Below are 25,330 nucleotides of genomic sequence, written 5' to 3' on the forward strand. Positions count from 1 at the left end.
AGGGAAGGGGGCGCGATGTCGCCTCTTGCGCCCGGCGAAAGATAGCGCAACCTACAGGAAAACGGAGGTTGATATGCGAAATTTTGTAGCGATTGTCGCGGTTTGTCTGATGGCGGTTCTGCCCGCCCGTGCCGACGAGGCACCGACACCGCAATTGACGGTAACCGGGATGGGACGGGTCGAGGTGGTGCCGGACATGGCCCGGCTGACCCTTGGTGTCACGGAAGAGGCGAAAGACCCCGCCGCCGCGCTTGAGGCGGTCAGCACCCGGATGACGGGGATATTTGAACAGATCAAGGCCGCCGGTGTGGCACCGCGCGACATGCAAAGCTCGCAAGTGAACCTGTCGCCGCGCCATGACTACAAAAATGATCGCGATCAGATCATCGGGTTCGTTGCGCGCTCGACCGTCAGCATCACCTTGCGGGACCTGTCCGGGCTGGGTGCGTTGATGACCGCGGCTGCCGGCTCGGGGGCCAATGAAATCCATGGGTTGAACTTTGATGTTCAGGATCGGTCTGCTGCGATGGATGATGCGCGCCGCCTTGCGGTCAAAGATGCGCTGTCGCGGGCCGAGGTGCTGGCCGGCGCAGCTGGGCTTAAACCGGGCCGTGTGGTGTTGATGCGCGAAGGGGGCGGGTCGGGGCCGCAGCCTCAATTTGCCCGGATGGCGATGGAGAGCGCCTCGGCTGATATGCCCATCGCGGCGGGCGAGCTGGAGATTTCCGCCGCGGTCACTATGGTGATTGAATTGGTTGAAGAATAGGCTTTAAGATACTGCCTTTAAATAAAAAAAGCCCCGCAACTTGCGGGGCTTTTCGTTTGTTTGGGCTATCTGATCAAGCCGTTGCCGCGGCCAGCGCCTGATCGAAATCGGCGATGATGTCGGCGATGTCTTCGGTCCCGATGGACAGGCGCACCACGTTGGGGGCAGCGCCCGCGGCGACTTGTTGTTCCTCGGACAGCTGACGGTGGGTGGTCGAGGCCGAGTGGATGATCAGCGAGCGCGTGTCGCCCAGATTGGCCACATGGCTGAACAGCTTCAGGCTGTTGACCAGCTTCACGCAGGCCTCATAGCCACCTTTCACGCCCACGGTGAACAAAGCACCGGGGCCTTTCGGGGCCACGGCTTTGGCGCGGTCATGATAGGGCGAGGACGGCAGGCCCGCGTAGCTCACGCTTTCGATCCGGTCGTCTTTTTCCAGCCATTCGGCCAGCGCTTGCGCGTTCTCGACGTGTTTTTGCATGCGCAAAGACAGGGTCTCAATCCCCATCAGCGTGTAATGCGCGCCTTGCGGGTTCATCGTCATGCCAAGGTCGCGAAGCCCAATGGCAATGCCGTGGAACGTATAGGCCATCGGCCCCAAAGCCGCACCGAAGGTCAGCCCGTGATAGGCCGGTTCCGGCTGGCTCAGCGATGGGAACTTGTCGGACGCCATCCAGTCAAACTTGCCCGAATCCACCACGCAGCCGCCGGTCACTGTGCCGTTGCCGGTCAGATATTTGGTGGTCGAATGCACAACGATGGTGGCCCCCTGTTCAATCGGGCGCACCAGGTAAGGCGTGGCCGAGGTGTTGTCGACGATCAGCGGAACGCCCGCCTTGTCGGCCACGGCAGCGATTGCCGGGATATCCGTGGGCACGCCAGCCGGGTTGGCGATGCTTTCACAGAAGACCGCGCGGGTGTTGTCGTCAATCGCGGCAGCCACGGCTGCGGGATCGTCGAAATCAACCAGCTTGGCTTCCCAGCCGAAGCGTTTGAAAGTCTGGGTGAACTGGGTGACAGTGCCGCCATAAAGGCGGTTTGACGCCACGATGTTCAGCCCCGGCCCCATCAGCGGGAACAGCGCCATGATCTGCGCGGCATGGCCTGACGAACAGCAGAACCCGCCCGCACCACCTTCCAGCGCCACGATGCGATCTGCCAGCGCGCCAACGGTCGGGTTGGTGAGGCGCGAATAGATATAGCCAACCTCTTCAAGGTTGAAGAGCCGCGCGGCGTGATCGGCATCCTGAAACACGTAAGCGGTGGTTTGATAGATGGGCACCTGACGCGCACCGGTGGCGGGATCAGGGGCAGTGCCTGCGTGGATTTGTAGCGTGTCAAAGCCTTGGCTGTTGTCGTCGGACATGGATGTCTCCCTCGGGTTTGGTCGCCCGAAAGGCTAGGGGAAAGGGGGGCAGGCTTCAACGGTCAGGGCGGTGGAATTTGCCTGCGACAAGAATTTAGAACCGGGGTCGTAGATGTCGCGGCCTCTGGTCCTTTGTTCTGCAATCTCGCATAGTGGCGGGAAATCATTCCGGAGACCGCGATGCTGACCCCGTTCCACCTTGCCATTCATGTGACCGATCTGGACGCAGCCCGCGCCTTTTATGGCGATATTCTGGGCTGCAAAGAGGGCAGGTCCACAGAAAGCTGGGTCGATTTCAGCTTTTTCGGTCACCAGTTAAGCCTGCATCTGGGCCACCCGTTCGAGACCTCGAATACCGGCAAGGTTGGCGATCACATGGTGGCGATGCCGCATTTCGGCGTGGTGCTGGCCTATGACGACTGGCGCGCGCTGGCGGATCGGCTGGAGGCTGCGGGTACGGATTGGGTCATCGCGCCCACCGGGCGGTTTATCGGACAGCCCGGCGAACAATGGACCATGTTCTTTCGCGATCCGTCGGGCAATCCGATCGAGGTGAAGGGCTTTAAGGATATGGACGGGGTGTTTGCGGGCTAAGGGTGCCCCTCACCGCATCCAAAACCCTTCGCGCTTGATCGTGTTGCGAATGACGCGTTCGCGCCGGGGCAGGTTGTCACGGTCAAACATCGCGCGCACCTTCTGGCCGCGACCCTGAAAGATCATCCGTTTCATCGGATCATATTCCTTCAGAATTTTCTTGAGCTTATTGGGGGCCGAGGCGGTTTCGATTGTCGCAATCACCTGATCGGCTTCGCGGGCATAGGCCAGCGGCAACACGCGCCAGTGACAAGTCACATCGCCGTCTAGACCGTCCAGTTCCGGCCCGGGCCGCCCACCGCCAAAGCTGGCGATCACAAGGGGCAGGGCGATCTGGTCAAGCCAAGGGAAAAGCTCCTGACAGACCAGCGCGTCAGGCCGGTCATCACGAATGGCCAGCGCATGCTCAAGATAGCGGCGGCCAAATTCGCGCGGGCAGGCGCCAAAGAACCAGCCTGCGTTGAAATACATGTAGCGTTCCCAATGCTCATCGGGCTGCGACAGGTCCAGCGAGGCGTCGAAATCCAGACCAAACTTGTCATAAAGCGATTTCCACGTCTCACCAAAGCCCGGCCCGTAAAGCTCTTGCTTGGGCCATGTGTTTTCACGCTTCATCGAGGCCGCGGGGCGGTCAAAATCAAAGGGAACGTCAGACAGTTTGCCGCAAATCACCGTGTCGGTGTCCAAAAACAAAAATGGCTCCCCTTCGGGCAGGGCGCTCAGTGCCTCGATCTTGTTTCCATTAGGGTAGTCATGGCCGAAATGCTTGTTCTCAAAGGGAATAATCTCGGCGCCCATATCCTCCAACGCGGCGTGGATATGGTCTTTCATACGCGGATCATTGGGCCAGCGGTCGCCCGGCTGCGGCTCGGCAACCAGCACCCGACCGGGGAAACCCGGATCAGACTGGCGCAGCGACGCCACCAAAAGAAGCGCTTCATAAGACAGCCGCCCCGACTGGCCAATCATGACAAGATTGAACGGACGTGGGGTCGCAATCTCTGTGCGTTTTTGCGCCTTACGTGAGGTTTTGGCCATCTTGTTTTGCCTGCGCTGCTCGTTTCGGGCAGTATAGGCTGGAATGGGCCGAGTCTGGAAGAGGGCTTGGGCGAATTGGTGCGGATGCCTTTCGCAGGGGCCATACAAGGAATGTAGTGATGCGTAGACTGATCTTGAGTGCGGTTCTGGCGGCAATCGGCTTGCCGGCATTGGCACAAAACTTCACCACGGCGGACGAGGTGCGCCCGATCCTGAACGCCACCAAGGGCAACTGGATTGCGGTGCGTGAATATGATGGGCGTGACCTGTTGTATTTTACCCATCTTCTGGCCTGGCGCTGCGGCCTGACCGCGATCCACTACAGCGTGAATGGCGGGGCCGAGGCGATGTTCGAGGCCGAGCCATGCTACGAAGGCGAAAACCCGCCCAATGCGATCAAATCCACCACCATCGAGCCCTATCTTCGTTTTGATCTGAAGTCGATCAATTCGGTGGATGTGCGCATTGTCTATGATGACGGGGGCGAAGATATGGTCAGCTTTGAGCGCGCCGCTGTCCAGATTCAGTAATTGCCGTATGGCGCTGCTTATAGCGCGGGCGTAAAGCTGCCAAACTTGCCGTTTTGAAAGCCCAGCGGCGCGCCTGATTGCGTGCTGACGCGGGTGACCTTGCCGATGATGATCGTGTGGTCGCCAGCCGACACAATCGTGTGGCGCCTGCATTCGAACCGCGCCAGACATGGCTCGATCAGCGGCGTGTCATGAGCGCCGGTGACCAGCTTGCAATCCAACCCGTCAAACGCCTCGCCCTGACGGGCGAAATGGCGGGCAAGCTCCAGCTGGTCTTCGGCCAACACATGCACCGCGAAATGATCCGCAGAAACAAAGGCGTCATGGCGGGCAGAAACGCGCGCCGGGCACCACAGGATTAGCGGCGGGTCCAGAGACACAGAGGTGAAGCTGTTGGCTGTCATCGCCAGAGGGCCACGTGGGGTGTGCGTGGTGATCAGCGCAACGCCGGTCGCAAACTGCCCAAGTGCCGCGCGATACGCGCCCGCGTGATCCGGGCTTGGGGTGAAGCTGGTCATCTGGTCCACAAGAAGTCCTGTTATCGCGCGTGGGCAGGGGGCATGTCGCTACCCGGTATTTCAGCCCATATATCGGTCTGTATCGGCGCGGACCCTAAAGCGTTTCGGAAGAAACTTGAAGCACATGTTTATTCCGAAATGCCCACGGCATTGATATCTCTTACAGCGTTTCGGTTTTCCCCTGTCTCAGGTTAAAACCGAAACGCTTTAAAGCCAATCGGGCAGGGCTCGCAAGCCGAAAGCGTGGCATGTACCTATTCAGCCACGGCAAACCCCGAGATCAACTGGCGCAGGCCAAAAGCCGCGCCCGCGATGATGGCGACAAAGGTGACTGGCGCGCCATAATACAGCACGGCAAAGGCCGACAGCCCCTGACCGATAGAGCAGCCAATGGCAACTACCGCGCCAAAGCCCATCACCACAGCGCCGCCAATCTGGCGCTTCAACTCGCGCGGGTCTTCGCAGGCTTCCCAGCGGAAATGCCCTTTGAACAGGCTGCCGATGAACGCCCCGGCCAGAACACCCACCACGGAGCCGACGCCAAAGTTCAGATTGTTGCCGGACGAGGTCATCAGATAGATGATCATGTCCCCCAGTGGTGCGGAATAGGTGTGGCTTTCAACGGGGATGGCGGAAAACCCATGTTCCAGAATGAACGCCGTGCCGCCCCAGCCAATGACCACGGCCAGCCCGGCGATGACGGACCAGAAAAGCTCGACCCGGGCGCCGCGCAATTCCTTGTTTGCCAGCATCGCCAGAACCAAAAGCCCACCCAACCCCATGCCAACCAGGGCAGGGGTGCCGCCCATCAGCCCGGCCAGCCCATGCGCCACCGAGGGCAGGGCCTCGGGATCTGCGGGGTTTTCAGGAAATATCGCCACGCGCAGACGTGCCAATGGGCCAGAAATGGCCACATAGGCCGACAGCCCCATCACCATCACGATCACAAAGCTGCGCAAATCCCCGCCACCAAGCCGCGCCAGCGCGCCAAAGCCGCAATTGCCGGAAATCGCCATGCCATATCCGAACAAAAGCCCCCCGACGATCGAGGCCAGCGGGTTCCAGCCCAGCCGCAGGTAAACGGTTTCTGCTGCCGGAAGATGTCCGGAGGCCATCAACGCATGGCTGCCGATCATGGCCACGCCAATGGCCATGCCCCACATGCGCAGACGCAGCCCGGACCCGGCATAAAGCGCGTCTTCGATCGCGCCCAGGGTGCAAAACCGCCCCAGACGGGCCGCAAGCCCCAGCATCACGCCGCCCACCAGCCCGACAAGGGCGGCAAGATTGGCATCACTGATCCAGTCCAACATGTTGGGCCTCACATATTGCGTGCTTGCACCATGCCAGCGGCCAGCGGGCTGGCCACAGAACATTTGCAATGGGAAAGATGCATGCCAAATTGGCAGACTGGCGTCAGTGCAGGCTTATTCCGCAGCCTTGCGTTCTTCGACCTCGTCCCCGACCGAACAGAACATCTCGTATATCACTTCGAGAATGCGGCGCGGGCGATCATCGGTCAAGGAATAGTAGATCGCTTTGCCGTCACGACGTGGGGTGACCAGACCTTCCAGACGCAGGCGCGCCAGCTGCTGGGACACGGCCGCCTGACGGGCATGCAGCAGGTTTTCCAGCTCGGTCACCGATTTCTCGCCTGTCACAAGGTGGCACAGGATCATCAACCGCCCTTCGTGGCTGATCGCTTTCAGAAGGGTCGAGGCATCACAGGCGCTGGTCATCATCTTGTCCAGCTCGTCGCTCGTCATGTTTTCGCGAATGACAGGCAAAGCCATGTCCTGATCCTTTTTCATAGCCATCTATCCGGTTCTCATATCCGCTGTGCGCCGCTTTTGCAATCTTTGCGCATCGGGTATCACCAAGCGGTGAACGGTAGGGGCCGTTGCCCTGACCGCGCCATTTGCAGGCGTTTATTGTGTCAGCGTGGCGCTGTCCGGGGCGACGTAATCCGTGTGGTCCAGCAACATCTGTTTGAGCAGACCCCAGAAGAAATCCTCGCCCGGATAGCCCTCCAGACGCGTCAGTTCCTGACCGTCTTCCAGCAGCAAAAAGGTTGGCGTGAAGGTCACCGGGCGCTTGGCAAAGACGTTCAGAGCCTGTGGGCCGCCGGTCTTGCGCAAATCGCTCAGCTCAACTTTTCTGAGCGGCGCATATTTGCCCTCGGAGGTCTTTGGATAGATCTCTCCCAGCTCGGCTTCCCATTTCGCACACCACGCACAGCCCGGTTCCTCGACCATGATGACCTCGGCGCTGAAGGCAGGAAAAGCCATCGCGAACAAAGCAGTGACGGAGAAAGCTAAAGTGATTTTGCGGATCATAGGGGGCTGGTCCCGATTGCGGTTGACCTTGGTTTCATACACCACATAAATTGAATATGTTCAGATTTCAAGGAATCCCGCATGTTGGACATCTCCTTTGCCGGAGCCGCGCTCGCGGGGCTTCTGTCCTTCTTCTCGCCCTGCATCCTGCCCATGGTGCCGTTTTACCTGTGCTATATGGCGGGCCTGTCCATGTCCGAGCTGACCGACGAAGGCGGCGTGTCAGAGGGCGCGCAGAAACGGCTTGTGACCTCGGCCATCGCCTTTGCGCTTGGGGTCACCACAATCTTTGTGACTTTGGGAATGGGCGCCACGGCCATCGGCGCCGCATTTGCGCGCCAGCAACAGACACTCAGCCTGATCGGGGCAGGGGTGTTGGTTGTCTTTGGCCTGCATTTCCTGGGCGTCATGCGAATCCCCTTTCTGTATCGCGAGGCGCGGCTGGAAAGTCGCCGTGACCCCAGTTCGGTTCTGGGTGCCTATGTGATGGGGCTTGCCTTTGGCTTTGGTTGGACGCCCTGTGTCGGTCCGGCGCTGGTGTCGATCCTGATGATCGCAAGCGGTATGGGAAGCCTTGCCCATGGCGCGGCATTGCTGGCGGTCTATGGTTTGGCGATGACGCTGCCGTTCGTTCTGGCCGCGTTTTTTGCGCGTCCCTTTCTGGGTTGGATTGGGCGCAACCGCAAATACCTGCCTTGGGTCGAGCGGGGCATGGGCGCGATGCTGATCCTGTTTGCAGTGCTGATCGCCTTTGGAAAAGTGGCGGTGATCGGGCAATGGCTGTTGGAGCAATTTCCATGGTTGGGCACCTTCGGGTGACCGGATCGGATTCGTGCTCATACCGGAAAATCACATCTAAAAACGGCTTGCAGTGGTCGACGGCCGAGCCTCGGTTGGACCGGCTGGGGAGATCTGCTTTTGGCGCGTGTGGCGCCGCATGAATTAAGAAAATGGCGTGTATACAAGGGCATACGCCGCGCGCTTTTCAGGTTTATCTGCGCCGCAGCGCAATCTTCTTTCGTGGTCAGCTAATATTAATTCAAAAAACCGAATTTGATGTTGCGAAAGTTGCTTCACATGCGTAGCTTAATCTCACAACGGTTATGGGAGGAAACATGAAGCGGACAACGATCACGCTTTGCGCCGTGCTGGCTGGAACAGTCGCCGCGCATGCCGAGGCGGTGGCGCCAACAGCCATCGCATTCGAAGAAGGGAGCGTCGCGCAGTCACTGACCGGCGTTGCAGGGAACCCAGCAGAAGGTGCCAAAGTTGTTTCGGCAAAATCGCAAGGGAACTGCATTGCCTGTCACGAGATCACTGATCTTGCTGACGTGCCGTTCCACGGTGAAGTCGGCCCCATGCTTGACGGGGCAGGCGATCGCTGGAGCGAGGCAGAGCTGCGCGGAATTCTGGTGGACGCCAAAATGACATTTGAGGGATCGGTCATGCCGTCCTTCTACAAGACCGAAGGCTTCACACGCCTGGGCAAGGCCTATACCGGCAAAGCCCATGAAGGCGAAGTTGAACCGCTTTTGTCGGCTCAACAGATCGAAGATGTTGTCGCCTATCTGATGACGCTCAAAGACTGAGCGGATCTGGGCACAGAAATACACTCACAGGAGACTAGAGATGAAATTCACTCGACGTGATGCTCTGGCACTTGGGCTCGGCGCGACCGCCGTTGCCATGTTGCCAATGCGCGCACTGGCAGCTGCGGACGAGGCCATCGCGGCCTTCACCGGTGGTGCAGACATGGGCGAAGGCGGGATCACCCTGACCGCGCCCGAGATTGCCGAGAACGGCAACACCGTGCCGGTATCCGTGGACGCACCCGGCGCCGTTTCGGTGCTGATGCTGGCCGCTGGCAACCCGACACCGGGCGTGGCCCAGTTCAACTTCGGTGAAGCCGCCGGTTCGCAGGCCGCTTCGACCCGTATCCGTCTGGCCGGTACGCAAGACGTTGTTGCAATTGCCAAAATGGCAGATGGCAGCTTCGTGAAAGCGCAATCGACCGTGAAAGTCACCATCGGCGGCTGCGGCGGCTAAGTTAGGAGATCTAAGATATGGCAAAAGGTGCAAAACCCCGCGTAAAGGTCCCCAAGACGGCTGCTGCCGGCGACGTGGTGACCATCAAGACCCTGATCAGCCACAAGATGGAATCGGGTCAGCGTAAGGACAAAGAGGGCAATCTTGTCCCGCGTTCGATCATCAACCGCTTCACCTGCGAGTTCAACGGCAAGTCGGTCATCGACGTGACGCTGGAGCCCGCAATCTCGACCAACCCATATGTCGAGTTTGACGCAAAGGTCGATGAAGCCGGTGATTTCAAATTCACTTGGTATGACGACGACGGGTCCGTTTACGACACGACGAAGTCGATCGCCATCGGCTGAGGCCAGCGCAGGGAGGAATACATAATGAAAAAAGGCATCGCAGCTATTCTGGCTGTCTCGACCATCTTCGGGGCAGCCACAGCCACGGCCGACGAAAGCGCTGAACTCACCGTCAACGGCGAGATTGACATTGTCACCAAAACAGCCGCGCCCGCGCATCTGTCGGATGTGCTGGACGAGGTTCTGTCCGGCTGGCGTTTCCGGTCCGACCAGACGCAGGAAATGCAGATGGACGACTTCGACAACCCCGGCATGCTGGGTGTGGAAGAGGGCATCGAGATCTGGAACACCGTGGAAGGCTCCAAGGGTAAATCCTGTGCCGATTGTCACGGTGAACCCGAGGAAATGGCAGGCGTGAAGCCGGTCTATCCGAAGTGGAATGACAACCGCGAGCGGGTGGAAACCCTTCAGATGGCCGTGAACAACTGCCGGGAAAACGCCATGGGCGCCGAGCCTTGGGGCTATGACAAGACCCCGGCGATCAACATCGAGGCGCTGTTGTCCTCGGTGTCGCGCGGCATGCCCGTGAACGTGGCGATTGACGGTCCGGCCGAGGCCATGTGGGAGCAGGGCAAAGAGCTTTACTACACCCGCACCGGTCAGCTGGAGCTGAGCTGCGCCAATTGTCATGAAGACAACTATGGCAACATGATCCGCGCTGACCACCTCAGCCAGGGTCAGATCAACGGCTTCCCGACCTATCGTTTGAAGAATGCCAAGCTCAATGGGGTGCATTCGCGCTTCAAAGGCTGCGTTCGTGACACGCGGGCGCATACCTACAGCCCGGGTTCGGACGAGTTCGTTGCTCTTGAGCTTTATGTCGCCTCGCGCGGCAATGGTCTGTCGGTCGAAGGTCCGTCGGTCCGCAACTAAATCAAAGACCCCGTCCGGGCAGGTCCTGGGCGGGGTTTTCTGTAATTGAACATATTCAATCCCAAGCATGGGTGAGGCGTGCAAGGGGCTGATAACCAAGGAAAACCGCTCATGATTTCTCGCCGCGACTTTCTTCAGGTCTCGATGGCAGCCTCTGCGCTTTACGGTGCGTCGGGCTTTGGCAACTGGGCCAAGCTGGCCGCTCAGCAGGCGCTGACACAGGATGATCTTCTGAAGTTCGACACGTTTGGCAATGTCAGCCTGATCCATATCACGGACATTCACGCCCAGCTGAAACCGATCTATTTCCGCGAGCCCGAGATCAACCTTGGTGTTGGGGCGGCAAACGGCCAGATGCCGCATGTGACTGGCGCGGATTTCCGCAAGGCATATGGGATCGAAGACGGCTCTCCCAATGCTTACGCTTTGACCTACAACGATTTTTCGTCTCTGGCGCAGGCTTATGGCAAAGTGGGCGGCATGGACCGTGTGGCGACCGTTGTGAACGCGATCCGCGCGGATCGTCCCGATGCGCTGCTCTTGGATGGTGGCGACACATGGCATGGCTCGTATACCTGTCACCACACCGAAGGGCAGGATGTGGTTAATGTCATGAACGCGCTGAAGCCCGATGCGATGACCTTCCACTGGGAATTCACTCTGGGCTCGGACCGCGTGAACGAGATCGTCGAGGGGCTGCCCTTTGCCGCTCTTGGACAGAACATCTTTGATGCTGAATGGGACGAGCCGGCCGAGCTGTTCAAGCCCTACAAGTTCTTCGAACGCGGCGGCGTGAAGGTGGCCGTGATCGGTCAGGCCTTCCCCTATATGCCCATCGCCAACCCGCGCTGGATGTTCCCGGAGTACTCGTTTGGTATTCGCGACGAGAACATGCAGGCCATGGTCGATGAAGTGCGTGCCGCGGGCGCCGAGCTGGTGGTTGTCCTCAGCCACAATGGCTTTGACGTGGACAAGAAAATGGCGAGCCGCGTGAAAGGCATCGACGTGATCCTGTCGGGTCACACCCATGATGCGCTGCCGGAACCTGTGCAGGTCGAACAGACCTTCATCATCGCCTCCGGCTCGAACTCGAAATTTGTCAGCCGCGTCGATCTGGACGTGCGCGACGGCAAGATGATGGGCATCCGCCACAAGCTGATCCCCATTTTTGCGGACGTCATCACGCCGGATGCGACGATCACCACGCTGATTGATGAGCAGCGCGCGCCCTACAAGGACCAGCTGGAAGAGGTGATCGGCACCACCGACACGCTTCTTTATCGTCGCGGCAACTTCAACGGATCGTGGGATGACCTGATCTGTGACGCGCTGATTTCCGAACGCGAGGCGGATATTGCCATGTCGCCCGGTGTGCGTTGGGGGCCGTCGATCCTACCGGGACAAGATATCACCCGCGAGGACATCTGGAACGTGACCTCCATGTCCTACGGTGAAGCCTATCGCACGGAAATGACGGGCGAGTTCATCCACACCATTTTGGAAGACGTGGGCGACAACCTCTTTAACCCCGATCCCTACTATCAACAGGGCGGTGACATGGTGCGCATCGGTGGCATGGGCTACCGCATCGACATCAACAAACCGCAGGGTGAACGCATCACCGAGATGACGCTTTTGAAAACCGGCGAAGCGATTGATCCGGCCAAGACCTATGTGGTCGCGGGCTGGGCCAGCGTGAACGAAGGCACCGAAGGTCCGCAGATCTGGGATGTTGTCGAAAGCCACATCAAGAAACAAGGCACCATCAAACTGGATCCGAACAACTCGGTTCAAGTTGTAGGTGCTTGATACTTAAGCCAAACAGCCAGAATTAGGGGGTTTGACATATGTCGAATGAAACGAAAGAGGCAGGCACCTCGCGCCGCGGGTTCCTGAAAGGGGCCGCTGCCGCAGGGGCTGCCGTTGGGGCCGCAGGGGCCGCACGCGCCGAAGGTGATCCGCTGATCACCGAAGTGCAGGAATGGGCATCCGGTCTGGGCGAGGGTGTTGACGCTACGCCCTACGGCATGCCGATCGAATTTGAGGGCGACGTGATCCGTCGCAATGTGGAATGGCTGACCGCCGACACAATCTCGTCGATCAACTTCACGCCGATCCACGCGCTGGACGGCACGATCACCCCGCAGGGTTGCGCATTTGAACGCCACCACTCGGGCGCGATCACGCTGAAGAAAGAAGACTACCGTCTGATGATCAACGGTCTGGTCGATACGCCGCTGGTCTTCACCTATGAAGACCTCGAGCGTTTCCCGCGTGTTCAGCAGACCTTCTTTTTGGAATGCGCCGCCAACACCGGCATGGAATGGGCAGGTTCGCAGCTCAATGGTGCGCAATACACCCACGGCATGATCCACAATATGGAATATACCGGCGTTTCCCTGCGCACGCTTCTGGAAGAGGCTGGGCTGGATGCGGCTGGCGATTTCAAGGACAAGTGGGTTTATGTCGAAGGCGCAGATGCCTCGTCAAACGGCCGCTCGATCCCGATGGAAAAGGCGCTGGATGACTGCATGGTGGCCTTCAAAGCCAATGGCGAAGCCCTGCGTATGGAGCATGGCTATCCGGTGCGTCTGGTTGTTCCCGGTTGGGAAGGCAACATGTGGGTCAAATGGCTGCGTCGCATCGAGGTAATGGACAAGCCGGTTGAAAGCCGCGAAGAGACCTCGAAATACACCGACACGCTGGAGGACGGCACGTCGCGCAAGTGGACATGGGCGATGGATGCGAAATCCGTCGTGACCAGCCCCAGCCCGCAGATGCCGATCAAGCACGGCAAAGGCCCGCTGGTCATCACCGGTCTGGCCTGGTCGGGCAATGGTGCGATCACCGCCGTTGACGTGTCGCTGGATGGCGGCGTGACCTGGCAAGAGGCGCGTCTGGCCGAACCCGGCAAGAAGATGGCGCTGACCCGCTTCTATCTGGACATCAACTGGGATGGATCGGAAATGTTCCTGCAATCCCGCGCGATGGACGAAACCGGATATGTTCAGCCCACCAAGGCGCAGCTGCGCGAAGTGCGCGGTTTGAACTCGATCTATCACAACAACTGCATCCAGACGTGGCACGTCAATGCGAAAGGGGAGGCGAACAATGTCGAAGTTTCCTAAATTCCTGATGGCAGCGTCCGTTGCCGCTTTGACTGCCGCGCCTGCCATGGCCGAAAAACTGGGCTTGGGCCGCGCGGCGACCGACGCCGAAGTGGCCGCTTGGGATCTGGATGTGTTTCCGGATGGTTCGAACCTACCTGACGGCTCGGGTGACGTGTGGACCGGCGAAGAGGTCTTTGCTGACGCTTGTGCGGTCTGTCACGGCGAATTTGCCGAAGGCGCGGGCAACTGGCCGAAACTGGCCGGTGGCATGGACACGCTGGATCACGAAGACCCGCTGAAAACCGTGGGTTCTTACTGGCCCTATCTGTCGACCACCTTTGACTATGTGCGCCGCTCGATGCCCTTTGGCGCGGCAGGCACGCTGTCGAATGACGATGTCTACGCCATCGTGGCCTATATCCTTTATTCCAACGATCTGGTGGATGATGATTTCACCCTGTCCAAGGATACGTTCAAGGATGTGGTGCTGCCCAATGCCGAAGGTTTCATCGTGGATGACCGTACAGAGACCGAATATGGCAGCTTCACCAATCGCTGCATGAGCGATTGCAAACCGGGCGCGGTCGAGGTCACCACAACGGTTGTCTTCCCCGGCGACCCGAACTCGGGCACCGATGCCACACCAATCAGCCAGGCTGTGATGGGGGCGGCGGGCGCCGCAACGGAAGCGGCGGCTCCGGCAACGGAAGCACCTGTTGAAGAAGCGCCTGCAGAAGAGGCGCCGGCCCAAGAGGCCGCCGCACCGGCGGCTGCATTGGATGCGGAACTGGTCGCCAAAGGTGAAAAGGTCTTCAAGAAATGTAAGGCCTGCCACAAAATCGGCGACAAAGCCAAGAACGGCACCGGTCCGATGCTGAACGGTGTCTTTGGTCGCGCAGCCGGTGCGGTTGAAGGGTTCAAATACTCAAAACCGATGAAAGCCGCCGCTGAAGGCGGTCTGGTTTGGGACGAAACCGAACTGTCAGCCTATCTGGCCAGCCCGAAGAAATACATGAAGGGCACCAAGATGTCCTTTGCGGGTCTGAAGAAGGACAAGGATATCGCTGCGATCCTTGAATTCCTGAAATCACACAGCCAGTAACCGGCCGGTGACAGGTGAAACAGGCGGGCGTTGCAGCGATGCAGCGCCCGTTTCATTTGGTGCGCAATTTTCATGCAACAAATGCATGCATATGTATATGAAAATTATTGAGTGGGTGAGGTGCACAGGTTAAGCTCTGCCCATGGGACGGATTCGAAACGCTGCGATAGGCGCTGTGGTGGCAATATGTGCCGCAACGCCCTCATTTTCAAACGAAATCGGCAATGCTGAAGACGGCGAAAAGCTGTGGAAAGAGTGCAAGTCATGCCACTCTGTCGGCAAAGATGCCAAGAACCGCGTTGGGCCACATCTCAACGGAATTTTCGGGCGCCGCGCTGGCGCCGAGGAAGGGTTCAAATACTCCAAAGGCCTGACCCGGATGGGCAAAGATGGGCTGATTTGGGAATTTGACCTGCTGGACCGCTATATTGAAAACCCCAAGGCCTTCGCCTCTGACACGCGCATGTCTTACAAAGGGTTGAAAGACGAACAGAAACGCGCGGATCTCTTGGCCTTCCTGCGCCGCTATTCGGATAATCCGGGCGATATTCCCGAGGCTGCGCCGACGGCTGCCGGCACGGACCACGCGGTTGATCCGGCCATTCTGGCCATTCAGGGCGACCCGGAATACGGCGAATACCTATCGTCTGAATGCACATCCTGCCATCAGCTGTCTGGTGACAATGATGGCATTCCGGGCATTATTGGCTGGCCCGCCGAGGACTTCGTGGTCGCCATGCACGCTTATAAAGACAAGTTCCGCCCGCATCCGGTGATGCAGATGATGGCCGGGCGCTTGTCCAACGACGAGATTGCCGCTTTGGCCGCTTATTTCGAAGTGGCCGAGTGAAATTCAAGGGCGGGCCGGGACGGGTCCGCCTGATCGCGAGGGTCGCGCGCGTTTCTCCGCGGCCGACAGGGAGGTATCTATGAAACTCAACAGACGTTTGTTCATGGGCGGTGTGGCCGCCGGGGCGGCTGCGACCACGCTGTCTGCGCCGATGGTGCATGCGGCCGGACACGGCAAGCCCAAGGTCGTTGTGATCGGCGGCGGCGCGGGCGGGGCGACAGCCGCGCGCTATATCGCCAAGGATTCGAAAGGCGAGATCGAGGTCACCTTGGTCGAACCCACCCGCAGCTATTACACCTGCTTCTTCTCGAACCTCTATATGGCAGGCTTCCGCGAGCTGGGCTCGATCGCACATAGCTATGGCAAGCTGGCAGCGGATTACGGCATCAACGTGGTGCATGACTGGGCCATCGGCATCGACCGCGAGGCGCGCACCGTGTCGCTGGCAGGTGGGGCCACGCTGAACTATGACCGTCTGATCCTGTCGCCGGGCATCGATTTTGTCGACGGCGCGGTTGAAGGCTGGGACATCAGCCATCAGAACGCCATGCCGCATGCCTATAAGGCCGGCTCGCAATCCGAGCTTCTGAAAGCGCAGGTCGAAGCCATGCCCGAAGGCGGCACCTTCGCCATGGTCGCGCCGCCCAACCCGTTCCGCTGCCCTCCTGGGCCGTATGAACGCATCTCGATGATCGCCAACATTCTGAAAAAGAAGAACCCGACGGCGAAAATCATCATCGCGGACCCCAAGCCGAAATTCTCGAAAATGGCGCTGTTCCAGGATGGCTGGTCGCGTCACTATGACGGCATGATCGAATGGGTCGGCCCGGATTTCGGTGGCGGCAATGTGTCTGTGAACCCGCATGACATGACGGTGACCATCGATGGCGAAGAAACCAAGGTGGATGTCTGTAACGTGATCCCGGCGATGAAAGCAGGCAAGATCTGTGACATGGCGGGCATCACCGAAGGCAACTGGGCACCGGTGAACCCGCATACGATGCAGAGCCGCGTTGATGAAAACATCCACGTGCTGGGCGATGCCAGCCAGCAGGGTGACATGCCGAAATCGGGCTTTGCGGCGAACTCTCAGGCGAAAGTGGCGGCCATGGCCGTGCGCTCGGCGCTGACCGGGTCGAAGCTCTTCCCAGCCAAGTTCACCAACACCTGCTGGTCCTTGATCAACGATGGTGACGGCGTGAAAGTGGGCGCCAGCTACGAGGCCACGGACGAGAAGATCGCCAAGGTCGACGGCTTCATCAGCCAGGTGGGCGAGGATGCCGAGCTGCGTCAGGCCACCTATGAGGAAAGCGTTGGCTGGTATGCGGGCATCACGTCCGACATGTTTGGCTGATCCATCCGACTATGATCACGCTGCGGCCCGGCTGTTCGGGCCGCAGTTTCACGGGGCTTTGCGCGAACGGCCCGCATTCCAAAAGGAAAGACCATGCGCAAGACATGTATCGCCGCGATGATGGCCACCGCCACAATCACGGCCCCGGCATTTGCTGACGACCACGGAAAACAGATGAGCGATACGGCCATCACCTATGCTTTTGATGGCAGCTTTGACGATGCGACCTTCGCCGTTGAAAGCGCCATTGTGGGGCAGGGGCTGGTGATCGATTATGTCAGCCACACCGGCGAGATGCTGGAACGCACCAAGGGCGATGTCGGCTCAGATGTCACGATCTTTGACGCGGCGGATATCTTTCTGTTCTGCTCGGCCAAGGTGAGCCGTGAGGTGATGGAAGCGGACGCCGCGAATATCGCGTTCTGCCCCTACAATATCTTCGTGACCGATCAGGGCGGCGAGGTCCGCGTCGGCTATCGCAACTATCCCGAGGGTGCGATGCAGAAAGTGCAGGCACTTTTGGATGGGATCGTGCAGGAAGCGGTTGCAGAGTAACGGCCTAAAGGCTTGAAAAACATCGCCCCGCGTGTCGCTATGACGCGCGGGGATTTTTGTGTTCCGTCAGGTCATGCGAAAAAACATTCAAAAAGATGAATGTATATCTTGTCCTGCCGGGGGAAGCGCCCTAAGTTTAACACGCGAACAGAAACCAGTGAGGAAAACAGGATGGAAACGGAGTTCACACCGCTCGCAGCAACGCTCGGAGGCGCCCTGATCGGGTTGGCCTCGGTGCTCTTGATGTGGGTGCGCGGAAATGTGCTGGGGGCCACGGGCATTCTGGCCGGTTTCATGCAGCCCAACAGCTCGGCCGACTGGGCCTGGCGCGCGGCCATTCTGGCGGGCATGCTGACCGGCCCCTTTGTCTTCCTGTTTATCACAGGCCACTTCCCCGCGATTGAAGTGCCCGTCAGCAAACTGTCGATGATCATCGGCGGCGTTGTGGTCGGGATCGGCGTGACCTACGGGTCGGGCTGCACCTCGGGCCACGGGGTCTGTGGCATGTCGCGCTTTTCGCCACGCAGCTTCGTGGCCACGATCAGTTTCATGGCCGGGATCACGCTGATGGTCTTTGTCACCCGCCACATTCTTGGCCTGTAAGGGGGAACGGTTATGCATCTCGTTGTCATCTACGCAATCGGCCTGATCTTTGGCCTCGGCATCTCCATCTCGGGCATGGCAAACCCCGCGAAGGTTCTGAACTTCTTCGATTTTGCAGGCACGTGGGACCCCAGCCTGATCTTCGTGATGGGCGCCGCCATCCTGGTCACCGCACCGGGGTATTTCCTGGTTCTGAAAGGTCCAAAACCTGTCTTCGGCAACGCGTTCACCCTGCCGGGAACCAAGCTCATCGACCGTCGTCTGGTGGGCGGATCCTTCGTCTTTGGCCTTGGCTGGGGGCTGGCAGGCTTCTGCCCCGGCGCCTCGCTTCCGGTCATTTCAACCGGCAATCCTGACGTGTTGATTTTCACCGTCGCTCTTATTGTGGGCATTTTCATCGCCCGTTTCATGATCCAGCGGAGCGCGCGCCTGCGCGATGCCGCTCAGACCAGCTAACCCTGTCCGGCCGTTGCCCGGGCATCCAAGAAAGGACATGTCATGACCGACTATCCCATGAACACCGACCTTATCCCCGAGGTGACGGCCTTTTTCGAGCCGGATTCCAACACGATCTCTTATGTGGTGAAGGACCCGTCGTCAGAGGCTTGCGCCGTGATCGACAGCGTCATGGACATCGACTATGCGGCGGGCCGGATTTCCTATGAGCATGCCGACGAGATCATCGCGCATATCAAGGCCAAAGGCCTGACGCTGGAATGGTTGATCGAGACCCATGTGCACGCCGACCACCTGTCGGCCGCGCCCTATATCCAGCGCGAGCTGGGCGGCAAGATTGGCATCGGCAGCCAGATCACCGTGGTGCAGGATGTCTTTGGCAAAGTCTTCAACGAAGGCACCGAGTTCCAGCGCGACGGAAGCCAGTTTGATGCGCTGTTCGAGGACGGCGATACTTATAAGATCGGCAATATGGAAGCCGTCGCCATTCACACGCCGGGTCACACGCCCGCTTGTATGGTGCATGTGATGGGCAATGCCGCATTTGTTGGCGACACGCTCTTCATGCCCGATGGCGGGTCCGCGCGTGCTGATTTCCCGGGCGGGGATGCGGGTGTGCTTTACGATTCGATCCAGAAGGTGCTGGCGCTGCCCGATGAAACCCGTCTATTCATGTGCCACGATTACGGCCCCAATGGTCGTGACATTCAGTGGGAGACCACCGTGGCCGACGAAAAGGCGCACAATATCCACGTGGGCGCAGGCAAAACGCGTGAGGAGTTCGTGAAGTTCCGCACCGAACGGGATGCCCAGCTGGACATGCCGCGCCTGATCATCCCATCTTTGCAGGTGAACATGCGCGCAGGCGATATGCCGCCCGCAGACGAGGATGGCAAAACCTTCCTGAAAGTGCCGGTAAACACGCTTTAAGAGGCAAAAATATGCAGATGAAACAGCTAGATGACCACGTGACGGTTGCCCCGCAAATCACGGTCGACGACATCCCCGCGATCAAGGCCGCCGGGTTCACCGTGGTGATGTGCAACCGCCCCGATGGGGAAGAGCCGGGACAGCCAAGCTGGTCCGAGATCGCGCAGGCGGCCGAGGCGGCCGGTTTGGCGACCTCGTTCCTGCCCATGTCGACCCGCGAAGATGCTTTGGCCGTGCGCGACGCGTTTCGCCGCGTTGTGGCTGAAGCGCCGGGACCGGTCTTTGCCTATTGCCGCACCGGCACGCGCTGCGAAATCCTGTGGATGACCGCGCAGCAATCTGCATGAAAAACGCGGCGCATGGCGCTGTAAATATTTAGGAAAATCACCATGTCTCGTGATCAGATCACGGCAGCGCGCGCCGCTGCCTTCAAACGCTATGTGCCCGTGCTTGACTGGGGGGCGCGCTATGACAATGGCCAGCTGACCTCGGATTTGGTGGCGGCGGTGATCGTCACGATCATGCTGATCCCCCAGTCGCTGGCCTATGCGCTTTTGGCGGGTCTTCCTGCCGAGATGGGGCTCTATGCCTCGATCCTGCCTTTGGTGGCCTACGCGATCTTTGGCACGTCACGCGCCTTGGCGGTGGGGCCGGTGGCTGTGGTCAGCCTGATGACGGCGGCGGCCGTGGGCAATCTGGATCTGGCCGGACCGTCTGAATACGCGGCGGCGGCGATCACGCTGGCCTTCATCTCGGGCGTGATCTTACTGGTCATGGGCGTCTTTCGCCTTGGGTTTCTGGCCAATTTCCTGAGCCACCCGGTGATTGCCGGCTTCATCACCGCATCCGGGCTTTTGATCGCGACAAGTCAGCTGAAGCATATTCTGGGCATCGACGCGCATGGCCATTCCCTCGTTTCGCTGCTGGGGTCGCTCTTGGGGCATCTGAACCAAACCAACCTGATCACGCTGGTGATCGGGGCGGGGTCGGTGGCGTTCCTGTTTTGGGTGCGTAAGGGGTTGAAACCTCTGCTTTTGTCTCTGGGGCTTGGCCCGCGTATGGCGGATATCCTGGCCAAGGCCGGACCGGTTGGCGCCGTGGCGGTCACCACGCTTCTGAGCTGGGGGTTTGATCTTCATTCAATGGGCGTCGCCATTGTGGGCGAGGTGCCGCAGGGGGTGCCGCCGCTCACTCTGCCCAGTTTTGACGCGGATCTCTGGACCAGCCTCTTTGGCTCGGCGCTTCTGATCTCGGTCATCGGGTTTGTTGAATCGATTTCGGTGGCACAGACACTGGCCGCCAAAAAACGCCAACGCATCGTACCGGATCAGGAGCTGGTGGGGCTGGGGGCGTCCAATGTGGCCGCGGCCCTGTCGGGGGGCTATCCGGTCACCGGTGGCTTTGCCCGGTCTGTGGTGAATTTTGACGCAGGCGCCGAGACCCCCGCCGCCGGAGCCTTCACCGCCATCGGCATCCTTGCCGCCGCCATGTTCCTGACCCCGCTTTTGTTCTTCCTGCCCAAGGCCACATTGGCGGCAACCATCATTGTTGCGGTGCTGAGCCTTGTGGATTTTCACATCCTCAAGGCAACCTGGCGCTATCACCGCGCGGATTTTACCGCCGTTTTGGCGACCATCCTGCTGACCCTTGGGTTTGGCGTGGAAATCGGTGTCTCGGCAGGCGTTGTCCTGTCCATCGTGCTCTATCTTTATAAAACCTCGCGGCCCCATATCGCCGAGGTCGGGCTGGTCCCCGGCACCCAGCATTTTCGCAACATCAACCGCCACAAGGTGCTGACCCATCCCGAACTGGTGACCCTGCGGCTCGATGAAAACCTCTATTTCGCCAATGCGCGCTATATCGAGGACTACCTGCTTGAACGCATCTCCTGCGGCGGGTTGAAACATGTGGTTCTGATGTGTTCGGCGGTGAACGAGATTGACCTCTCGGCGTTGGAAACACTTGAGGAGCTTGACCGGCAGTTGATGGATGCGGGCATCACGCTGAGCCTGAGCGAGGTGAAAGGCCCGGTCATGGACCGCCTGATGCGCACGACATTCGTCGAACATTTGTCGGGCGACGTCTATCTGACCCAATTTGCCGCCATGCAGGCGCTGGGACCGGTGGATGGCGCGTTGCCGACGTGCGAGGGGCAGGGGGACGCTGCGTAACTTGGCCGGGCCTGTCCAGATTTATTGAACGCTTGTGCAATTCTTGCTAGGGCGGGCCATCTTTTAAGGGAGGCTCGCCCATGCAAATCACCGAAAACACCACTGTCACCATCTCTGGCGGCGCATCCGGCCTTGGCGGCGCGGTCGCCGAAGCTCTGGCCGCCAAGGGTGCCAAAGTTGGCATTTTTGACCTGAATGAAGAGGCCGGGCAGGCGATGGCGGAAAAACTGGGCGGGGCCTTCGCCAAGGTGGACGTGTCAGATGCGGCATCGGTGGCCGAGGGGTTCAAAACCCTGCGCGCGGCTTTGGGGCAAGAACGCGTGATGGTGAATTGCGCGGGCATTGCGCCTGCGGCCAAAACCCAGTCCAAGGGCGTGGCCCATGATGCGGGCCTTTATGCCAAGGTGATCGGCGTGAACCTGATTGGCACGTTCAACTGCGCCAGCCAGTCGGCGGCGGGCATGGCGATGGCTGACCCTGTGACGGATGACGGCGAGCGTGGCGTGATCATTAACACGGCCTCGATTGCGGCGATGGACGGGCAGATCGGCCAGCTGGCCTATGCGTCTTCCAAGGGTGGTGTCGTGGGCATGACCCTGCCAATGGCGCGTGACCTGATGCGCGACGGCATTCGCGTGATGGCGATTGCGCCGGGTATTTTCAAAACGCCGATGGTGGCCGGACTGCCGCAAGAGGTGCAGGACAGCCTTGGGGCGCAAGTGCCGTTCCCATCACGCCTTGGCGACCCGGCGGAATATGCCGGTATGGTGCGCCACATCGTCGAGAACTCATTCCTGAACGGCGAAGTGATCCGGCTGGACGGTGCCGTGCGCATGGCACCGCGCTAAGGTCTTTTTAGAGAAGACGATCAATGGCCCGCAGGGATTTGCGGGTCATTTCTTATGTGCAAAGCCATTGATTCCCGCCGGATCCGGGGCGTTCACCCCCGAGAGTAACGCCGTTTTGCGTCAACCGCTGCACCCGAGGCCGTGACCCAGCGCGTTGCTTCTTCCAGGTCTTCGGTAACCAGCATGTCCTCGTCCTTCGATATGCTGGCCAGCTCGGACATCACGGTCGCCATGCGCACGACCGCCTGCGCCTTGACCCCTTCGACGACATAGGCACAGGGCACGCTGGTTTTCGCCCCACCTAGCGAGCTTTTCTTCATCAGATGGCGGCGGATATCGGTTTCAGTGATCCTGTCTAGCCGCACCTGTCTCAGATCAAGCACGGCGGGCCAGCCGACAAAGGCGTTTGGGCTGTTCAAGAGCAGCTGGTAAAGCTCGTCCAGCGAAAATGGTTCTGAAACCAGCAGGTACAGGTATCCGTTTTCATGGTTCGGGCGAACATCAATCATCGCACACGTCCGGTTTTGCCAATGCCGACACAAAGCATCGACGACCAAGGGGGCAAAACAGGTTGACCAAGGTCGGCGACGATAGTGAGAATGTTAATCAATCCAATCTGCTGCTGTCGAGTCGTCATCGGGCAGGGCGGTTTCGAACACGCGCGCTGCCACAAACGCGCAAAGCCGGTCGCGGCCCTGGCCATCTACCTTCGGCCTGTCAGTTTGGTCCGGGGGCTGTGGTTTCTGACCTGGCTGGACTGGACGCATTCCGGCTGGGTGAAGCCAACGAAAAGGAAGCCTGCCGGCCCGCTTTCCATGTAAACGCTGTCGGTTTGATTGCTGCCAGTCTTGCCGCTTGGGGAAGACTTGTGGCGGAGAGACAGGGATTCGAACCCTGGGTGGGCTTGCACCCACAACGGTTTTCGAGACCGCCCCGTTCGACCACTCCGGCACCTCTCCGCGGGGGTCTCGGGGGGAATAGTTCGACTGGCCGCCATGTGCAACCTCTTTTTTGCGAAAAAAACACACAAGCTCAGGACATCACCGGCGAATTGACGCGAAGGTGAAACCCATGGGCTTGGCCTTATGGGGCCGCGCCGTTACTCTAAGCCCGACAGGCAAGACGAAAAGGCAGTCAAGACCATGAGATCAAGTCCCTTTGCAGACAAGTTGCGCCCGGCGATCCGGGCTGTTTCATGGGCCTTTGTGCTGGTGATTTCTCTTTTCATTCAAAACCTTCCGGCGCGCGCGGCCAGTAAATCGGAAATTGTGGAGTTTCTGAAAGTGACCGGGTTTGATGTGGCGATCACCTCGCTTCAGCAAGGCGCGATGGCGGGGCCGGGGCTGACGGGGGAAGATCCCGACCGGTTTGGCCGCCAATGGACCCGGCTGGCCGAACAGGTGTTTGACCCCGACGAGATGCTGGAGGACGCGGTCGACATGCTGGGCGCGGTCCTGCCGGACCCGCTTTTGGCGCATGGCGTGGGGTTTTACGCAAGCCCCCTTGGCCAACGCATTGTGGCCGTCGAAAATGAAAGTCATGTCACCGATGACGAGGTGAAATTCCGTGAAGGAGAGGCGCTGGTCACCGCGATGCTTGATGAAAACAGCATCCGTCTGCAGCTGTTTCGCGCGATGGGCGAGGCGATCGGGTCCACCGAAACCGCGATCCGGTCTTTTGTGGAAATCCAGCTGCGCTATCTTCTGGCCGCTATGGCCGCGGGGGCCAGTGACCTTGATGTCAGCGAAGAAGACCTGCGCCTGATGCTGATGAGCGGCGCGGACGAAATGCGCCGCGCGATGGATGCCAACAGCCTGATCCTGAACGCTTACGCCTATCGTGATCTCACGGATGACGAGCTGATCGACTATCTTTCGGCCCTTCAGGACCCGAAAATGGGGCAGGTCTATGAAATCCTGAACGGGGTGCAATACGAGATTATGGGCGACCGATATGAACAGCTTGCCACCCGGTTATCCGATCTGGCCCCGGAGCAGGAGTTGTGAGCCTGAAACCGACCATCCGCATGCCCATGTTGGCCGCAGCGACTTCTGTGGCGCTTGCAGCGGGCAGTTTTGTCGCACATGCCGCGCCCGTTGCCCAAGTCACGCCGGTGCATTCAGAACGGGCCACGCTTGTCACAGAGGTTAAGGGCGAGGTGAGCCGCGAGGCCCTATGGGCGCTTTTGAAGATCGACGAACTGATCGACATCATGCAATCCGAAGGCACGCAGATGGCGCTGGACAGCGACAAAGAGCTTTTGGGCCGCGAAGGCGGCCAGGGGTGGCGTGATCGGGTCGCGGCGATCTATACCACAGACCGGCTGCACCGCGTGATCGAAGACAGCTTTGTTGGCGCGCTGGACAGCGCCCATCTTGCGCCGCTCTGCGCGTTTTACGAACGCGCCGATATTCAACAGGTTGTGGCGCTGGAGCTTTCTGCGCGCCGCGCCTTCATGGACCCCGAGATCGAGGCCCGCGCCCGGGCCAACTGGTTGTCAGGGCAGGCCGTTGCGGCCCATGAAGACGCGATTTTTCGCTTTATCGACATCAATGATCTGGTGGAGCGCAACGTGATGGGTGCGCTCAACTCCAACTATGCGTTCCTGCGCGCGCTTTATGATGCCAGCCCCGACACCGCCGCCATGATGACGGATCGCGAGATCCTGAGCGAGGTGTGGTCTCAGGAGGTCGAAATCAGGCGCGACACGTCAGAATGGCTGCTGGCCTATCTGGGCACGGCCTATAGCCCGCTCTCGGCCGAGGTGCTTGAGGATTATGTGCGTTTTTCCGAAAGCCCGGCGGGCAGGGCCTTGAACAGCGCAATTTTCCAGGCCTTTGACAGCATGTATTTGCGCCTGAGCCGGGAATTGGGGGCTGCTGTGGGCCAGATGGGCGCCGAACAGGAGCTGTAGGCGCGCGGACGGATCGCGGGCTG

The 25,330-nt window shown here is 59.6% G+C and carries 29 protein-coding genes and 1 tRNA gene; 22 read left to right on the top strand and 8 right to left on the bottom strand.

Annotated elements, in window-relative coordinates; genetic code table 11:
* Positions 1-73 precede the first annotated feature (73 nt).
* Positions 74-766: an SIMPL domain-containing protein gene (locus ACRY08_RS11075; protein WP_432449984.1), complete on the top strand. Its 693-nt coding sequence runs from the start codon at positions 74-76 to the stop codon at positions 764-766.
* A 73-nt stretch (positions 767-839) separates the two neighbouring features.
* On the opposite strand, the gene ACRY08_RS11080 is transcribed toward ACRY08_RS11075, so the two are convergent.
* Positions 840-2,132 (bottom strand): O-acetylhomoserine aminocarboxypropyltransferase/cysteine synthase family protein, encoded by a 1,293-nt coding sequence (locus ACRY08_RS11080; protein ID WP_432449985.1) that lies wholly within the window; start codon positions 2,130-2,132, stop codon positions 840-842.
* A gap of 180 nt (positions 2,133-2,312) precedes the next feature.
* Between ACRY08_RS11080 and ACRY08_RS11085 the strand changes: the two genes are divergently transcribed.
* Entirely contained in the window at positions 2,313-2,726 is a 414-nt protein-coding gene (locus tag ACRY08_RS11085) for a VOC family protein (protein WP_432449986.1), read from the top strand.
* Positions 2,727-2,735: 9 nt separating this feature from the next.
* On the opposite strand, the gene ACRY08_RS11090 is transcribed toward ACRY08_RS11085, so the two are convergent.
* Positions 2,736-3,764 (bottom strand): hypothetical protein, encoded by a 1,029-nt coding sequence (locus ACRY08_RS11090; RefSeq protein ID WP_432449987.1) that lies wholly within the window; start codon positions 3,762-3,764, stop codon positions 2,736-2,738.
* A gap of 119 nt (positions 3,765-3,883) precedes the next feature.
* Between ACRY08_RS11090 and ACRY08_RS11095 the strand changes: the two genes are divergently transcribed.
* Positions 3,884-4,294, top strand: coding sequence for a hypothetical protein (locus ACRY08_RS11095; protein ID WP_432449988.1), 411 nt, complete (start codon positions 3,884-3,886; stop codon positions 4,292-4,294).
* A gap of 17 nt (positions 4,295-4,311) precedes the next feature.
* On the opposite strand, the gene ACRY08_RS11100 is transcribed toward ACRY08_RS11095, so the two are convergent.
* From ACRY08_RS11100 to ACRY08_RS11115, 4 genes are all read right to left on the bottom strand, one after another.
* Entirely contained in the window at positions 4,312-4,812 is a 501-nt protein-coding gene (locus ACRY08_RS11100; protein ID WP_432450281.1) for a flavin reductase family protein, read from the bottom strand.
* Between the two features lie 254 nt (positions 4,813-5,066).
* Entirely contained in the window at positions 5,067-6,125 is a 1,059-nt protein-coding gene (locus ACRY08_RS11105; RefSeq protein WP_432449989.1) for a YeeE/YedE family protein, read from the bottom strand.
* Between the two features lie 114 nt (positions 6,126-6,239).
* Positions 6,240-6,605 (bottom strand): ArsR/SmtB family transcription factor, encoded by a 366-nt coding sequence (locus ACRY08_RS11110; RefSeq protein WP_432449990.1) that lies wholly within the window; start codon positions 6,603-6,605, stop codon positions 6,240-6,242.
* A 135-nt stretch (positions 6,606-6,740) separates the two neighbouring features.
* Positions 6,741-7,100: a hypothetical protein gene (locus ACRY08_RS11115; protein ID WP_432449991.1), complete on the bottom strand. Its 360-nt coding sequence runs from the start codon at positions 7,098-7,100 to the stop codon at positions 6,741-6,743.
* Between the two features lie 129 nt (positions 7,101-7,229).
* Here ACRY08_RS11115 and ACRY08_RS11120 point away from each other — a divergent pair, with 129 nt between their 5' ends.
* From ACRY08_RS11120 to ACRY08_RS11200, 17 genes are all read left to right on the top strand, one after another.
* On the top strand, positions 7,230-7,967 hold the full coding sequence (locus ACRY08_RS11120; protein WP_432449992.1) for a cytochrome c biogenesis CcdA family protein: 738 nt from the start codon (positions 7,230-7,232) through the stop codon (positions 7,965-7,967).
* Between the two features lie 296 nt (positions 7,968-8,263).
* Complete coding sequence (gene soxX / locus ACRY08_RS11125; RefSeq protein ID WP_432449993.1) at positions 8,264-8,737, top strand: sulfur oxidation c-type cytochrome SoxX; 474 nt, start codon at positions 8,264-8,266, stop codon at positions 8,735-8,737.
* 40 nt (positions 8,738-8,777) lie between these two features.
* Positions 8,778-9,194, top strand: a complete 417-nt coding sequence (soxY, locus tag ACRY08_RS11130) for a thiosulfate oxidation carrier protein SoxY (protein ID WP_432449994.1) — start codon at positions 8,778-8,780, stop codon at positions 9,192-9,194.
* 17 nt (positions 9,195-9,211) lie between these two features.
* Entirely contained in the window at positions 9,212-9,541 is a 330-nt protein-coding gene (soxZ, locus tag ACRY08_RS11135; protein ID WP_432449995.1) for a thiosulfate oxidation carrier complex protein SoxZ, read from the top strand.
* Positions 9,542-9,565: 24 nt separating this feature from the next.
* Positions 9,566-10,414 carry a sulfur oxidation c-type cytochrome SoxA gene (gene soxA / locus ACRY08_RS11140; RefSeq protein WP_432449996.1) on the top strand — a complete coding sequence of 283 codons (849 nt, stop codon included), beginning with the start codon at positions 9,566-9,568 and terminating at the stop codon, positions 10,412-10,414.
* Between the two features lie 111 nt (positions 10,415-10,525).
* Positions 10,526-12,223, top strand: a complete 1,698-nt coding sequence (gene soxB, locus ACRY08_RS11145; protein WP_432449997.1) for a thiosulfohydrolase SoxB — start codon at positions 10,526-10,528, stop codon at positions 12,221-12,223.
* A gap of 38 nt (positions 12,224-12,261) precedes the next feature.
* Complete coding sequence (gene soxC / locus ACRY08_RS11150) at positions 12,262-13,542, top strand: sulfite dehydrogenase (RefSeq protein ID WP_432449998.1); 1,281 nt, start codon at positions 12,262-12,264, stop codon at positions 13,540-13,542.
* Positions 13,526-14,626 (top strand): c-type cytochrome, encoded by a 1,101-nt coding sequence (locus tag ACRY08_RS11155; protein WP_432449999.1) that lies wholly within the window; start codon positions 13,526-13,528, stop codon positions 14,624-14,626. The genes soxC and ACRY08_RS11155 overlap by 17 nt, the downstream gene beginning before the upstream one ends.
* A 142-nt stretch (positions 14,627-14,768) precedes the next feature.
* Complete coding sequence (locus tag ACRY08_RS11160; protein WP_432450000.1) at positions 14,769-15,476, top strand: c-type cytochrome; 708 nt, start codon at positions 14,769-14,771, stop codon at positions 15,474-15,476.
* 79 nt (positions 15,477-15,555) lie between these two features.
* Positions 15,556-16,830, top strand: a complete 1,275-nt coding sequence (locus ACRY08_RS11165) for an FCSD flavin-binding domain-containing protein (RefSeq protein ID WP_432450001.1) — start codon at positions 15,556-15,558, stop codon at positions 16,828-16,830.
* A 93-nt stretch (positions 16,831-16,923) separates the two neighbouring features.
* Positions 16,924-17,385 carry a DUF302 domain-containing protein gene (locus ACRY08_RS11170; protein WP_432450002.1) on the top strand — a complete coding sequence of 154 codons (462 nt, stop codon included), beginning with the start codon at positions 16,924-16,926 and terminating at the stop codon, positions 17,383-17,385.
* A 171-nt stretch (positions 17,386-17,556) separates the two neighbouring features.
* Entirely contained in the window at positions 17,557-17,988 is a 432-nt protein-coding gene (locus ACRY08_RS11175) for a YeeE/YedE family protein (protein ID WP_432450003.1), read from the top strand.
* A 12-nt stretch (positions 17,989-18,000) separates the two neighbouring features.
* Positions 18,001-18,444 carry a DUF6691 family protein gene (locus ACRY08_RS11180; protein WP_432450004.1) on the top strand — a complete coding sequence of 148 codons (444 nt, stop codon included), beginning with the start codon at positions 18,001-18,003 and terminating at the stop codon, positions 18,442-18,444.
* A 42-nt stretch (positions 18,445-18,486) separates the two neighbouring features.
* Positions 18,487-19,374 (top strand): MBL fold metallo-hydrolase, encoded by an 888-nt coding sequence (locus tag ACRY08_RS11185; RefSeq protein ID WP_432450005.1) that lies wholly within the window; start codon positions 18,487-18,489, stop codon positions 19,372-19,374.
* Between the two features lie 11 nt (positions 19,375-19,385).
* Positions 19,386-19,721, top strand: coding sequence for a TIGR01244 family sulfur transferase (locus ACRY08_RS11190; protein ID WP_432450006.1), 336 nt, complete (start codon positions 19,386-19,388; stop codon positions 19,719-19,721).
* Positions 19,722-19,763: 42 nt separating this feature from the next.
* Entirely contained in the window at positions 19,764-21,545 is a 1,782-nt protein-coding gene (locus ACRY08_RS11195) for a SulP family inorganic anion transporter (RefSeq protein ID WP_432450007.1), read from the top strand.
* A gap of 80 nt (positions 21,546-21,625) precedes the next feature.
* Positions 21,626-22,393, top strand: a complete 768-nt coding sequence (locus ACRY08_RS11200) for an SDR family NAD(P)-dependent oxidoreductase (RefSeq protein WP_432450008.1) — start codon at positions 21,626-21,628, stop codon at positions 22,391-22,393.
* A gap of 92 nt (positions 22,394-22,485) precedes the next feature.
* Here the strand turns inward: ACRY08_RS11200 and ACRY08_RS11205 are convergent, their stop codons facing one another.
* Together ACRY08_RS11205 and ACRY08_RS11210 are read right to left on the bottom strand one after the other, a co-directional pair.
* Positions 22,486-22,902, bottom strand: coding sequence for a hypothetical protein (locus ACRY08_RS11205; protein ID WP_432450009.1), 417 nt, complete (start codon positions 22,900-22,902; stop codon positions 22,486-22,488).
* 360 nt (positions 22,903-23,262) lie between these two features.
* A tRNA-Ser gene (locus tag ACRY08_RS11210) sits at positions 23,263-23,352 on the bottom strand.
* Positions 23,353-23,535: 183 nt separating this feature from the next.
* Here ACRY08_RS11210 and ACRY08_RS11215 point away from each other — a divergent pair.
* A complete protein-coding gene (locus ACRY08_RS11215; RefSeq protein WP_432450010.1) occupies positions 23,536-24,399 on the top strand; it encodes a DUF2059 domain-containing protein in 864 nt (287 codons plus the stop codon).
* Positions 24,396-25,307, top strand: coding sequence for a DUF2059 domain-containing protein (locus ACRY08_RS11220; RefSeq protein WP_432450011.1), 912 nt, complete (start codon positions 24,396-24,398; stop codon positions 25,305-25,307). Before ACRY08_RS11215 ends, ACRY08_RS11220 begins: the two co-directional genes overlap by 4 nt.
* Positions 25,308-25,330 lie beyond the last annotated feature (23 nt).

The organism is Aliiroseovarius marinus (assembly GCF_050881025.1).
GTDB classification, from domain to species: Bacteria; Pseudomonadota; Alphaproteobacteria; order Rhodobacterales; family Rhodobacteraceae; genus Aliiroseovarius; species Aliiroseovarius marinus_A.